The 13,410-nt window shown below is 70.6% G+C and carries 12 protein-coding genes; 7 read left to right on the top strand and 5 right to left on the bottom strand.

Features of this window, described 5'->3' with window-relative positions; all coding sequences use genetic code 11:
* Positions 1–30: 30 nt before the first annotated feature.
* The 4 genes from AB0J90_RS30450 (at position 31) to AB0J90_RS30435 (ending at position 5,734) form a co-directional block, all read left to right on the top strand.
* Positions 31–1,779 carry an ABC transporter ATP-binding protein gene (locus tag AB0J90_RS30450; RefSeq protein ID WP_363601719.1) on the top strand — a complete coding sequence of 583 codons (1,749 nt, stop codon included), beginning with the start codon at positions 31–33 and terminating at the stop codon, positions 1,777–1,779.
* Positions 1,780–1,867: 88 nt separating this feature from the next.
* Positions 1,868–4,162 carry an accessory Sec system translocase SecA2 gene (secA2, locus tag AB0J90_RS30445; RefSeq protein ID WP_363601717.1) on the top strand — a complete coding sequence of 765 codons (2,295 nt, stop codon included), beginning with the start codon at positions 1,868–1,870 and terminating at the stop codon, positions 4,160–4,162.
* Between the two features lie 187 nt (positions 4,163–4,349).
* A complete protein-coding gene (locus AB0J90_RS30440) occupies positions 4,350–5,093 on the top strand; it encodes a GAF and ANTAR domain-containing protein (protein WP_363601715.1) in 744 nt (247 codons plus the stop codon).
* 152 nt (positions 5,094–5,245) lie between these two features.
* Positions 5,246–5,734, top strand: a complete 489-nt coding sequence (locus tag AB0J90_RS30435) for a DUF2231 domain-containing protein (RefSeq protein WP_363601713.1) — start codon at positions 5,246–5,248, stop codon at positions 5,732–5,734.
* 113 nt (positions 5,735–5,847) lie between these two features.
* Here AB0J90_RS30435 and AB0J90_RS30430 read toward each other — a convergent pair whose 3' ends face one another.
* From AB0J90_RS30430 to AB0J90_RS30415, 4 genes are all read right to left on the bottom strand, one after another.
* Entirely contained in the window at positions 5,848–6,798 is a 951-nt protein-coding gene (locus AB0J90_RS30430) for a DUF3500 domain-containing protein (protein WP_363601711.1), read from the bottom strand.
* A complete protein-coding gene (locus AB0J90_RS30425) occupies positions 6,791–7,042 on the bottom strand; it encodes a hypothetical protein (RefSeq protein ID WP_363601709.1) in 252 nt (83 codons plus the stop codon). The genes AB0J90_RS30430 and AB0J90_RS30425 overlap by 8 nt, the downstream gene beginning before the upstream one ends.
* Positions 7,043–7,094: 52 nt before the next feature.
* Positions 7,095–7,487: an ankyrin repeat domain-containing protein gene (locus AB0J90_RS30420; RefSeq protein ID WP_363601707.1), complete on the bottom strand. Its 393-nt coding sequence runs from the start codon at positions 7,485–7,487 to the stop codon at positions 7,095–7,097.
* 64 nt (positions 7,488–7,551) lie between these two features.
* The gene (locus tag AB0J90_RS30415; protein ID WP_363601705.1) at positions 7,552–8,265 is read right to left on the bottom strand and encodes a DUF305 domain-containing protein; all 714 of its coding nucleotides are present in this window, start codon (positions 8,263–8,265) and stop codon (positions 7,552–7,554) included.
* Between the two features lie 142 nt (positions 8,266–8,407).
* On the opposite strand from AB0J90_RS30415, the gene AB0J90_RS30410 reads away from it, so the two are divergent.
* On the top strand, positions 8,408–9,853 hold the full coding sequence (locus AB0J90_RS30410; protein WP_363601703.1) for a hypothetical protein: 1,446 nt from the start codon (positions 8,408–8,410) through the stop codon (positions 9,851–9,853).
* A gap of 406 nt (positions 9,854–10,259) precedes the next feature.
* Positions 10,260–11,333, top strand: coding sequence for a lytic polysaccharide monooxygenase (locus AB0J90_RS30405; RefSeq protein ID WP_363601701.1), 1,074 nt, complete (start codon positions 10,260–10,262; stop codon positions 11,331–11,333).
* 160 nt (positions 11,334–11,493) lie between these two features.
* Here the strand turns inward: AB0J90_RS30405 and AB0J90_RS30400 are convergent, their stop codons facing one another.
* A complete protein-coding gene (locus AB0J90_RS30400) occupies positions 11,494–12,411 on the bottom strand; it encodes a LysR family transcriptional regulator (protein ID WP_363601699.1) in 918 nt (305 codons plus the stop codon).
* Here AB0J90_RS30400 and dapA point away from each other — a divergent pair.
* Positions 12,410–13,393: a 4-hydroxy-tetrahydrodipicolinate synthase gene (gene dapA / locus AB0J90_RS30395; protein ID WP_363601750.1), complete on the top strand. Its 984-nt coding sequence runs from the start codon at positions 12,410–12,412 to the stop codon at positions 13,391–13,393. The two genes, AB0J90_RS30400 and dapA, sit on opposite strands and share 2 nt — an antisense overlap.
* Positions 13,394–13,410 lie beyond the last annotated feature (17 nt).

Here is a 13,410-nt window from a genome sequence, read left to right as displayed (position 1 = left end):
ACGCTGGTCACCCCGGTTACGGTGGAGAACATGACCGCGCCCCCCACCGCTCGGCGCGTCGGCCTGCCGGCGCTGCTGCCCTACCTGCGGGCACACCGCGGCACCCTGCTCGTCGTGGCCGTGCTGTCGCTGTTCAGCGCCGGGGCCGCGCTGGTCCAACCGCTGCTCACCCGGGAGGTGCTCGACGCCATCGGCGCCGCGCAGCCGGTCGGCGGGCTGGTGGGGCTGCTGGTCGCCCTGCTCGTCGTAGGCGCGGCCCTCGACGGCGTACGTGACTATCTGCTCCAGCGCACCGCCGAGGGACTGGTGCTGGGCACCCGGCACCGCCTCGCCGGCCACCTGCTCCGGCTGCCGATCGTCGAGTACGACCAGCGCCGCACCGGCGACCTGCTCTCCCGCGTCGGCGCCGACACCACCCTGCTGCGGGCGGTGGTGACCTCCGGGCTGTTCGAGACCGTCACCGGCTTCGTCATGGTGCTCGGTGCCGGGACCGCGATGATCCTGCTCGACCCGCTGCTGTTCGGCGTGACCCTCGCCGGGGTCGGTGTCGGCCTGAGCGTCGCCCTCTTCTTCGCCCGCCGGGTACGCGGCCTGTCCGAGCAGGCGCAGGCGCGGGTCGGCGAGATGACCTCGGCGGTGGAACGGGCGATCTCCGCGGCCCGCACCATCCGGGCCAGCCGGGCCGAGGAGCGCGAGACGGACGGGGTCGGTACGGCCGCCACCCAGGCGTACGCGGCCGGCCTGCGGGTGGCCCGGTTGCAGGCGCTGATCGGCCCGGTCAGCACGACCGCTGTCCAGGGCGCCTTCCTGGTGGTGCTCGGGGTCGGGGGCGCCCGGGTGGCGACCGGGGCGATCACCGTCGGCGACCTGGTCGCCTTCATCATGTTCCTGTTCTTCCTGGTGCTGCCGCTGGGCCAGGCGCTGAACGCGTACACCCAGTTGCAGACCGGTCTGGGTGCGTTGCAGCGGATCGAGGAGGTGCTGGACCTGCCGATGGAGGGGGCCGGGGACACCCCGGCGCCACTGCCGTCGCCCCGCCACCCGGCCACCGCCGCGGTCGAGTTCGACCGGGTCAGCTTCGGTTACGCCGACGCCGGCCCGGTGCTGCACGAGGTGAGCTTCACCGTGCCGTACGGCACCCGGACCGCGCTGGTCGGCCCGTCCGGCGCCGGCAAGTCGACCCTGTTGGCGCTGGTCGAGCGCTTCTACGAGGTGACCGGCGGCCAGGTGCGGGTCGGCGGGACGGACATTCGTGACCTGTCCCGCGACGCGCTGCGCGCCCAACTCGGTTACGTCGAGCAGGAGGCGCCGGTGCTGGCCGGCACGCTGCGGGAGAACCTGCTGCTGACCGCGCCGGACGCGACCGAGGAGCAACTGCTCGCCGTACTCGCCGAGGTCGACCTGACCCGGGTGGTGCGACGGTCGCCGTCGGGGCTGGACACCCAGGTCGGCGAGGGCGGGGTGCTGCTCTCCGGCGGGGAGCGCCAGCGCCTGGCGATCGCCCGTACGCTGCTGGCGAACCCGCCGGTCCTGCTGCTCGACGAACCGACCAGCAACCTCGACGCGCGCAGCGAGGCGGCGTTGCGGCGGGCGATCGACGCGGTTGCCGCCGACCGGACCCTGTTGATCGTGGCGCACCGGCTGGCGACCGTGGTCGACGCGGACCAGATCGTGGTCCTCGACGCGGGGCGGGTGGTGGCGGTCGGAGCGCACTCGGAACTGACCGAGACCAGCCCGCTGTACCGGGAGTTGGCGGCACATCAGCTGCTCGTCGGCTGAGCCGCTGACCAGGGCTTCCGGGACCGGACATACCGCTGCGGCAAGCCGGGCCGCACAGTTGCGCCGAAGTCGGCTACCGTTGCCGCTCATGGGTGTGTCGACACGGTTGAAGAGCAGGTTCCGGCGTTTCTTGCAGCGGCCGGGTAGCACGGTGGATCTGGCGCCGCTGGAGAAGCTGCTGCCCGCGATCGAGGCGCGCGAGGAGGAGCTTTCGGCCCTCGACGACGCCGAGCTGACCGAGGCGGCCGGCAAGGCCGAGGACTTCGCGGAGATCTGCGCCGTCGGCCGCGAGGCCGCCCGTCGCGGCATCGACCAGCGGCCGTACGACGTACAGCTGCTCGGCGCGATGTCGCTGCTCGCCGGCAAGGTCGCCGAAATGGCCACCGGTGAGGGCAAGACGCTGACCGCCACGATCGCCGCGTACGGGCACGTACGGCGCGGTAACGGGCCGGTGCACGTGCTGACCGTCAACGACTACCTGGCCCGCCGGGACGCCGAGTGGATGGAGCCGATCTACCGGCTGCTCGGGCTGAGCGTCGGCTGGGTGACCGAGGCGTCCACCCCCGAGGAGCGCCGCGAGGCGTACGCGTGCGACGTCACCTACGTCTCGGTCAGCGAGGCCGGTTTCGACTACCTCCGTGACCAGCTCGTCACCGACCTTGCCGATCGGGTGCAGCCGAAGCTGACCACCGCGATCGTCGACGAGGCCGACTCGATCCTGATCGACGAGGCCCGGGTGCCGATGGTGCTGGCCGGCGCGGTGCCCGGCGAGCAGGACCCGGTGCACGCCGCCGCGGCGCTGGTCCGCGGGCTGCGCGCCGGGGAGGACTACGAGATCGCCGACGACGGCCGCAGCGTCGCGTTCACCACCACCGGGCTGTCCGTGATCGAGGCGAAGCTCGAGGACGTCAACCTCTACGCCGACGAGAACATGGAACAGCTCTCGGCGGTCAACGTTGCCCTGCACGCGCACGCCCTGCTGCACCGCGACGTGGACTACATCGTCCGTAACGGCGCGGTGGAGCTGATCGACGAGATGCGCGGCCGGGTCGCCCAGCGCCGTCGCTGGCCGGACGGTTTGCAGGCGGCGGTCGAGGCCAAGGAGGGACTCACCGCCACCGCCGAGGGCGAGGTGCTCGGCACGATCACCGTGCAGGCGTACGTCGCGCTCTACCCGACCGTGTGCGGCATGACGGCCACCGCGGTCCTGGTCGGTGACCAGCTCCGGGAGTTCTTCTCGCTCGAGGTCGCGGTGATCCCGCCGAACACCCCGTGTGTACGGGTGGACGAGCCGGACCGGATCTACGCCACCCGGGCCGAGAAGGAAGAGGCCCTGGTCACCGAGATCAAGTCCAGCCACGAGACGGGCCGACCGGTGCTGGTCGGCACGCTCGACGTCAAGGAGTCGGAGAGCCTGGCCAAGGCCCTGCTCGCCGCCGACGTGCCCTGTCTGGTGCTGAACGCGAAGAACGACGCCGAAGAGGCCGCGATCATCGCCGAGGCCGGCGCGTACGGCGCGGTGACCGTTTCCACCCAGATGGCCGGTCGTGGTGTCGACATCCGGCTCGGTGGCAGCGAGCAGACCGACCGCGACCGGGTCGCCGAACTCGGCGGCCTGTACGTCATCGGCAGCGGCCGGCACGACAGCCGCCGGGTCGACGACCAGCTCCGTGGCCGGGCCGGCCGGCAGGGTGACCCCGGTCGGTCGGTCTTCTTCGTCAGCCTCGAGGACGAGTTGGTCCTGCGGCACGCCTCGGACGCCATCCCGCCCTCGCCCAAGATGAACGCCGACGGCCTGGTCCAGGACGAGCAGGTCGATTTCGCGGTCGAGCACGCCCAGCGGGTCGCGGAGGGTGTCAACCACGAGATCCACCGCAACACCTGGCGCTACAGCGTGGTAATCGAGCAGCAGCGCAAGGCCCTGGCCGAGCGCCGCGAGCGGCTGCTGAGCAGTGACGTCGCCGCCGACATGCTGAAGAACCGATTCCCCGAGAAGACCGAGGAGATCGACTCCGAGGTGCTGTCCCGGGCCGCCCGGTCGATCGCGCTCTACCACCTCGACCGGCTCTGGGCCGAGCACCTGGCCGAACTCTCCGAGGTCCGCGAGGGCGTGCACCTGCGCGCGCTGGGCCGGCTCGACCCGCTCGACGAGTTCCACCGCGCGGCGGTGCCGGCGTTCACGGCCCTGGTACCGGAGATCGAGACTCGGACCGTGGCGACCTTCGAGGAGGCCGAGATCGGCGAGGACTGGCAGCCGGACGAGTCGGAGCTGGTACGGCCGAGCGCGACCTGGACGTACCTGGTCCACGACAACCCGTTCGGGTCGGAACTGGACCGCCTGATCGCCGCGGTCGGCCGGCGGCTCACCGCCGCCTCCCGCTGACCGGAAGCCGGGGCCCCGCACACCGCAGGTCGGTGGGCGGGGCCTCGGCTTTTCCCGGTTTGACCCTCAGCCCCCTCGGGTAGTAGGGCGGGTCCGATCAGGCCGGGGAAAGGCGAGACATGACCGAGGCGAGCGAACGAACGGGGCGTGCCGCGCGGTACGCGGTGGTGGCCTGGGCCCCGGCCCGGTGAGCCTGGAGATCCGGGCGGCGCACCCCACCGAGACGCTGGGTGTGCTGGAGACCGCCGCCCTGCTGCGCGAACTGACCGCCGGGCTGATCGCGAGCAACGACTTCGACGACGCCCTGGAGCGACTCGTCCGGACCAGCCAACGGGCCATTCCGGGGGTCACCTGGTGCGGGGTGACCGTGTTGCGGGCCGGCGCGCCGGCCGCCGTGGTGGCCTCCGATCCGGCGTCCCGGAGCCTGGACGACATCGAGTACGGCACCGACGGGCCGGCGCTCACCGCGATCCGTACCCGGGACCTGGTGCACGTCGCCGACCTGCGCCGGGAGTCGCGGTGGCCGGGCTGGACCCGGCGGGCGCGGGCGCTCGGCGTACGCGGGGTGATCTCCGCCCCGGTCGACGTGGACGACCACGTGCTGGGGGCGATCAACCTCTACTCCCGTGAGCCGGGGGCGCTGGGTGAGCAGAGGCAGGTGACCGCGATGCTGCTCGCCGAGCATGCCGGACTGCTGCTCGCCTCGGTACGGGACCGGGCCAGGCAGCATGCGCTCAGCGGTGAGCTGGACCAGACCCTGGCCAACGGTGAGCTGGTAGGGCAGGCGATCGCGGTGATCATGACCGAGCGGGGCTGTTCCGCGCCGGAGGCGCTGCAGGTGCTCCGGCGTACCTCGGGAGCCCTGTCGATCCCGTTGCGGGAGGTGGCCGAACGGCTGGTCCGATCGGTGGCCCGGCCGCGTACGTCGTGATCTTCTCCCGACGCGCCGCGGGCGGCGCGTCGGGAGATTCTCGCTGATCGCGCCGGAACGCGATACACAGCGTGTCGAAAATCTGGTTCGACGCGATACCGTGCGGGTAGGGCCTGACGGTAGTCGATGAACGAACCGGGGAGGTCGCCACCATGGAGAGCCGTCTGCGGGTGCATGGTCACCCGATCCAACCGATGCTGGTGACCTTTCCCTTCGGGTTGTTCGTCAGCGCAGTGGTGTTCGACCTGACCTACCTCGCGGGCGGGCCGGTGTTCCTCGGCGAGGTCGGCTACTGGACGGTGGTGGCCGCGCTGGTCGCCGCCGCACTTGCCGCCGGGGCCGGACTGGTCGACCTGTGGGACGTGCCGGACGGGCGGACCCGACGGACCGCTGTCACGTTCAACCTGGTCAACGCCACGGTGGCGGTGCTGTTCGTCTTCACCTGCCTGATCCGCTCCGGCTCACCCGAGTACGCCGCCACCGGTGTCCTGGTCGCGGTCGAGCTGCTGGCGCTGCTGGTCGGCGCCATCGGGGTCTGGCTGGGCGCCGTCCTCGTACGCCGCTTCGACCAGGGTCGCGGCGAACCGGGCTCGCTCGACACCCTCCGCCCCGACTTCGAACCCGCCCCCCACCGCCCCTGACCCCCACCCCGTCACCAGCCCAGCGCTGATTCACTGGAAGAGGCGCAATCCAGCGCGGGATTGCCCCTCTTTCTCTGCAACAGGGTCTTGAAGTGGGGTGCGGGGCGGGGCAGTCAGTGGGGGTGGGTGGCGCGGTGGGTGGCCAGGACATCGTCGCCGAAGTCGCTGCGGGGTCGGCGGAGAACCGTGTGCGGGTGGTTGCCGTCCTCGCTGGTGTTGTCGTACTCGATCAGCAGGTCGTCGCCCTGGATCCGGTAGTAGTGCCGCTGGCGGGCAAGGGTCGGGCCCTGCCAGGCGAAGTGCAGGTCGCCGTCGGCGACCCGGAGCGCTTCACGGGCGGCCAGTTCCGCCGGCAGCCGGTCGAGGTAGAGGGCGACGAGCTGGTCCAGCATCGCCCGCGCGGACGGACCCAGCCCGGCGGCCCGTAGCCCGAGCGGTTCGATCCGGGCCGGTGCCACCGGCGAGGTGCCACTGCGCAGGTCGTCCGGCGCCCGGTCGGAGACGATCGCGGCAGCACGGCCGACCGGGCCGATCGCGTCCAGCAACTCGCGGGCGAGGTCCTCCTCCGGGGCCAGCGGGCGACTGACCGGCCGACCCGCGTAACTGACCGTGGCGGGGTTGGCGCCGAGGAAAACGGGGGTGGGGAAGACCTGGTCGCCCAGCACGGTCATGGTCACCGAGAGGTGATGGCCTTCGAACCGCCAGGACCAGTGGTCGTCCCGATCCGGGTCGCCGAACACGGCCACCCAGTAGTCGTCACTGTGCCGGCGTCGGCGCCAGTCCTCCTGCCGGTCGAGCACCTCCTCCAGCGCGATGATGCCCATCGCCTGGGCGTACGCGTGCGGGCTCAGCGCGGTGGCGAGCAGCCGGTGTGCGGCCTTGCGGGCGGTCCGGTCCAGGTCGGCGATGCAGGCACCGGGCCGGGGTCGGGGACGGTACTCGATCCACCGCCGGTCGGCGTCCGCGTCGAACGGGCGGGCCGCGAGTTCGCGCTCCGGGCCGGCGAGCGCGTTCAGCAGTGCCGTCGCCGCGGTGCGCATCTGCCGGTGTACGGGATCATCCACCCGCCCTGTATACCTGGTCGCCCGCCTCGACCTCGGCCTGGGTGACGCCCGCGTCGGTGACGCCGTCGTACGCGAACACCACCATCGGCGTGCCGTCCTGGTCGTGTTCCCGGTCGGTACGCAGATAGCGCTGGACCAACCCGTCGATCTCCAACTCGACGCTCGAGGCGTCCTCGGCGCTGAACAGCGTGCCGTCCCGGGGTCCTCCGACGAGCAGGGCGTCCGGTGTCTGCGGGGTCGTCATGGCCGGCGGGCTACCCGTCCTGGGCGGTGTCAAACGGGCGGCGACCCGCTGGTCAGTCGCGTTGCAGCAGGGCGAGCATGTCGGGCAGTTCGAAGAACCGGGCCGTCTCGATCGCCGACGGGCTGCCGTGGGCCGGGTCGGCACCGGCGTCCAACAGGGCGGTCACGGTCTCGGTGGAGCGGCGGAACACTGCCGCGGCGAGTGCCGTCTGTCCCCGGTCGTTGGCCCGGGCCGGGTCGGCGCCGTGGCTCAGCAGCGCGGCGACGGTGTCGGGATGCGCGTGGTACGCGGCCAGTATCAGCAGCGTGTCGCCCTTGTCGTTGGTCAGGTTGACCGGCAGCCCGGCCGCCACGTTGGCGACCAGTTCGGCGGTCTGGCCCGCGCGCGCGAGGTCGAACATCCGGTGCGCGAACGCCAGGGTTTCCTCGTCCAACTCCTCGGCCATCGGAACAGCTTAGGCAGCACGCGCTCGGTGGGCGGCCCGGCCACGCTGGCGATCAGGATTTCGCCTACTCGGTCAGCAGCCCGCGCATGCGCTGGATCTCGATGTTCTGCTCGGACGCCACGGCGGTGGCGATCTCCTCCACGATGAGGTCGACACCGACCTTGAGCAGGTTGACCGACATGTCGATCGCGCCCTGGTGGTGGTTGGTCATCATCTCGATGAAGAGCCGGTCGAACTCCGCGCCACGGGCTGCGGTGAGCCGGGCGATCGCCTCGGGACTCTGCATTCCGGCCATGGTGCCGTGGTCGTGGCCGCGACGCTTGTCCTCGTCCGGGTCCAGCCCGTACGACTCGAGCCAGCCGCGCATGCGCAGGATCTCGGGCCCCTGGGTGTCCTTGATCCGTGCGGCCAGCACCTTGACCCGGGGGTCGGCGGCGCGGTCGGGCACCAGGTCGGTCATCAGCAGGGCCTGGCTGTGGTGCGGGATCATCATCCGGATGTACTCGGCGTCCATTGTGTTGTAACGCGGCTTGTTCGGTGCCACCTGCTCGCCGGGCGGAGCGACCGAGGCGGACTCCCCGGGCCGGCCGGGCATGATCACCGGGGCGTCCCCGCCGGCACCGGCAGAGGGGCTCGGGGTACCGCCGCCGGTGGCCCCGAAGGTACGGTCCTCAGTGGACGGCCCGCCGGAAAACCCTTGTACGACGGCGATTCCGGCGACCACCAGCAGGGCCACCAGGGCGACGAGGACGATCCGCCGTCGGCTTGTTCCAGTCATCTGACCTCTCCTCGTCGAAGATCGTCTTGGATAATAGCCAGGTGACGCGCGAGTTCCTCGATGTGATACTCATCACATCGAGGAATTGATGGGTTAGGTAAGGTCCTCAACATCGATAACCCCTTTCGAAGGGTGCCGCCAGATGTTCAACCTCTCCCCACCAGGGTCGCGGCGACTCCGCATCGTCGGGCTTGCCGCGAGTGCCCTGCTCGTGCTCGGCGTGGCGACCGCTCCGCCCAGCAGCGCCCAGGAGCGGACCACCGCTCCGACCACCGCGGACGCCATACCCGGTGTCGATGAGATCTCGAGCAGCCCGAACCTGCGCCAGATCGCCAACGTACCGAAGGTGGGCCCGTTCAACACCGAGGCCGCTCTCAACAGCGACCTCGCCTTCTCGGGAAACTACGCCTTCGCCGGCAACTACGACGGGTTCGTCATCTTCGACGTCAAGAACCCGCGGTCGCCGAAGGTCGTGTCGCAGGTGCTCTGCACCGGCTCGCAGAACGACATCACCGTCTACGGTGACCTGTTGTTCCTGTCGACCGACTCGTCCCGCAGCGATGACTCCTGTGCCAGCACGTCCCAGTCGGCGGCGAACCCCGCCTCCTGGGAGGGCATCAAGATCTTCGACATCAAGGACAAGAAGAACCCCCGCTACATCAAGTCCGTCGAGACCAAGTGCGGGTCGCACACCCACACCCTGGTTCCGGCCAAGGACAAGAAGACGCTCTACCTGTACGTCTCCTCGTACAGCCCGAACGCCGCCTTCCCGGACTGCCAGCCGCCGCACGACCTGATCTCCATCATCAAGGTTCCGTTGAAGAAGCCGACCGACGCCGCTGTGGTGGCCACGCCGGTGCTCTTCCCAGACGGCGGTAACCCGGGCGGCAACGGTAGCTCGGCCACGGCCGGCTGCCACGACATCACCGTCTACGCGGAGAAGGACCTCGCCGCGGGCGCCTGCATGGGCGACGGTGTGCTGTTCGACATCAAGAACCGGGAAGCGCCCCGAGTGATCAGCTCGGTACGCGACACCGTGAACTTCTCGTTCTGGCACTCGGCCACGTTCAACAACGAGGGCACCAAGGTCGTCTTCACCGACGAGCTCGGTGGCGGCGGCGGCCCGACCTGCAACCCGACGATCGGTGCCACCCGTGGTGCCGACGGTATCTACGACATCACCGGTCGGGGCGACGGCCGCACGCTGGTCTTCCGTAGCTACTACAAGATTCCGCGGGAGAACACGAACTTCGAGAACTGCGTGGCCCACAACGGCTCGCTGATCCCGGTGCTCGGCCGCGACATCATGGTGCAGGCGTGGTACCAGGGCGGCATCTCGGTCTGGGACTTCACCAACTCGGCCCAGCCGAAGGAAATCGCCTACTGGGAGCGTGGCCCGATCTCGGACACGCGCCTGGTGACGGGTGGATCGTGGTCGGCGTACTACTACAACGGCTACATCTACTCGAACGACATCCAGAAGGGCCTGGATGTGCTCGACCTGAACGACTGGCGTACCTGGACTGCGAAGCTGCAGCCGTACAAGGAGTTCAACCCGCAGACCCAGCCCAGCTACTGGTCCTGGTGAGCGAACCCCGGCACCGGTAGCGTCGCTGCCGGAGCCGGGTCGACGGTTCCACACCAGCGGGCCCGACCTCCTCTTGCGGAGGTCGGGCCCGCTGTCGCACGTGTACGGCGCGAGCACGAATCCATCGACGTATGTTGCTATCCGGGATCTTCCTGTGGTCGAATGTCGGTGCGTGCCGGTCGCGAATGGCCGTCTGCGCCGACGGTGCCTGGGCACGGAGCGAGATGGGCGACGCTCCGGATGCGGACCGAGTGGTGCGGGCGAGAGACACCGTCCAGATCTTCGGCGTCGGGCACCCGGGTGTGACTCCTGCGGCGGCCCGAGCCCACGCTGCCGCAGCTCGCGCAACCCGTCCTCGGGACGGACGCGTGAGGTGGCGGCCGTGGCCGCATCGAAAGGAAATACGTTGAGATTCAGACGCAGGCTGGCGGTCATCGCCGCCGCCGCGATCCTGGGCAGCGGGCTCCCGCTGCTCCTCAAGCCCGACGCCGTACTGGCCCACGGGGCGATGACGTACCCCGCGACGCGTACGTACGCGTGTTATCTCGACGGTCGCGCCGGCGGTGGCGGCGACCTGAACCCGACCAACCCCGCCTGCGCCGCGGCCGTCGCCCAGGGCGGCAAGCAGCCACTCTGGGACTTCTTCGCCGTGCTCATCAGCAACGCGGCCGGTCGGCACCGGGAGATCATCCCGGACGGCACGCTCTGCGGCGCCGGGACGACGAAGTACGCCGCGTACAACGCGGCTTCGGCCGACTGGCCCACGACGAACCTGCAGTCCGGCGCGGCCATCACCTTCCGCTACAACGCCTGGGCCCCGCACCCCGGCACCTGGTACCAGTACGTCACCCGCGACGGCTGGAACCCGAACGCGCCGCTGAAGTGGTCGGACCTCGACGCGACGCCGTTCGACCAGATCACCAACCCACCGCTGGGCAGCGGGGCATCGGGCGCCGAGTACGTCTGGAACGCCCGCCTGCCCAACAAGAGCGGCCGGCACATCATCTACTCGATCTGGCAGCGCTCGGACAGCCCGGAGGCGTTCTACAACTGCTCCGACGTCAACTTCGGCGGTAACGGCGGCCCGACCACCCCGCCACCGACCACCGCACCGCCGACTCCGCCACCCACCACGGCACCTCCGACCACCCCGCCCGCCGGTGGGGGAGCGTGCGCCGGCTCCGTACGCGTCGACAGTTCCTGGTCCGGTGGCTACCAGGCCACCGTGACCGTACGCAACAACGGCACCGCGGCGGTCAACCCGTGGACGGCAAGCTGGACCATGCCCAGCGGCAACACCATCAGCCAGGGCTGGAACGCCACCGTCTCGCAGAGCGGCAGTACGGCCACCGCCACCGCACCGAGTTGGGGCGCCTCGCTGGCACCGGGCGCGTCCGTGACGATCGGGTTCATCAGCAGCGGCTCGTCCAGCCCACCACCCAGCGGGTTCAAGCTGAACGGCGCCACCTGCACCGCCTGAGCCACTGACGGCAGAACCTCCCGCATTCGATGCGCGGCAGTATTGCGGGTCTGGCGAGAGGGGCGGGGTGCCACCGGCTCGATCGGATGGCGCCCCGCCCTCATGCGCCTCGCGGTTCGTGCTGCCCGCGGACGGGCCGCTCGCCGGTCTCGGCCTTGCGCTATTCGAGGGCGTTCTCGGGGTTGACTGCGGCGCCAAGCTCCGCGAGCACCGCTTGGATCGCCGGGCTGGCGTCGGCGCTGCGCCGCCAGGCCGCGTGTACCTCCCGCTTCGGTTGCCGCCGCAGCGGACGGGAGACGAGCATTTCTCCCAGGGGCGGGCGGGCGAGCCGAGGGATCAGGGCGATGACGTCGCCTGCGGCGACCAGCGACAACTGGGTGGCGAAATCGTCTACCAGATGGCGCACGTCGGGGTCTTCCGGTACGTCTGCGAACAGTCGTCGGAACCACTGGTGGCACACCGAGCCGGGCGGGCTGGTCACCCACGCGTGGCCGGCGAGGTCGGCACCGGCGAGTGGCGGATCGAGCCGCGCGAGCGGATGCGTCCGACTCATCACGACGTCGCCGACGTCGGTGTGCAGGTGGCGCTGGGTCAGGGACGACGGCGCGGCGGCCGGCAGCCCGTCGGCGTCGTGGACGAAGGCAAGGTCGGCCGTACCGGCATCGACGCTGTGCAGGGCAAGGTCTGGGTCCTGCTCGGTGACGTGCACGCGTAGGTCCGGGCAGCGCGTCGACAGGCGCGCGATGGCGGGCGCGAGCAGCCCGCGGATAGCGGTCGAGAAGGCAACCACACGGAGTACGCCGCGCGGCGCGCCCGCCGAGACGGACTGAGCCGCTTCGGCACAGCGCTCCAGCGCCTGGAACACTTCGGGCGCCGAGTCGACGATGGCCTGTCCGGCCGGAGTGAGCACGACCCCGCGTCCCGCTGGCGCGAGCACGGGCACGCCGACCTGACGTTCCAGCCTCTTGATCTGCTGCGACACCGCCGAGGCGGTGAACCCGAGTTCGTCGGCTGCCCGCGCCAGCGTCCCGAGAGCGGCCACCGAGCGCAGCGCCCGCAGCGCCCCGACGTCAATCATGAAGACAGGCTACGCAATATTGGCAAGAAAGCGTCGCTGGACCGTACCTGTCGGGCCGAGGCAGGATCGAACCATGACCGACCCTCAGCACCCTGCTGACCTGCTCTTCGGCTCCAACCTGGTCGCCATGGTGACCCCGATGCACCCCGACGGCACGATCAGCGAACCCGCGCTCGCCAACCTCGTCGACCACCTGCTGACCACAGGGTGCGATGGCATCGTCGTCGGCGGCACCACCGGCGAGTCGCCCACCCTGACCGAAGCCGAGACGGCCCGGCTCGTGCGTGCCGTGGCGGCCCAGTCGAAGAACCAGGCTCGGGTGGTCGCCGGTGTCGGCACCTACGACACGGCCGCGAGCATTCGTCGGGCACGCGAAGCCGAGGCCGCCGGGGCGGACGCGCTGCTGCTCGTCTGCCCCTACTACTCCAGGCCGTCTCAGGCCGGGGTGGTGGCCCACTGCGTGGCGGTGGCCGACGCCGCCGAGCTACCCGTGATGCTCTACGACGTCCCCGCCCGTACAGGGATCGCGATGGAGGCGGCCACGCTGATCGAACTCGCCGGCCATCCCCGGATCCGGGCGGTCAAGGACGCCAAGGGCGACCTTTTCGAAGCGATGTCCGTCATGGCCCGTACGTCGCTGGACTACTACTGCGGCCTCGACGAACTCAACCTGCCCTATCTCGCGTGCGGCGCCACCGGTGTGCTCAGCGTCGTGGGCAACGTCGTCGCCGACCGCAACGCCGCGCTCGTGCGAGCGGTCCGCAGTGGCGACCTCGATTCGGCGAAGGCGATCCAAGTTTCGCTGATACCCCTGGTGGACGCCATCATGGGTACCTCCCAGGGGGCCGTGATGGCCAAGGCCGCCCTGGCCGAGCTCGGAATCATCCCGTACGCGACGGTGCGCCTTCCGCTGCTCGAACCGCCGCCGCTTCACCGCCAGCGGCTATCGGACGTGCTGGCAACCATCGCCGCGCCCGTCTGACACCGCCCCCGACCTTC

Source organism: Micromonospora sp. NPDC049523, assembly GCF_040676775.1.
Classification (GTDB): domain Bacteria; phylum Actinomycetota; class Actinomycetes; order Mycobacteriales; family Micromonosporaceae; genus Micromonospora_G.
The sequence above is the reverse complement of the archived record's forward strand: the minus strand, read 5'-3'. Positions and strand labels throughout refer to the sequence as shown.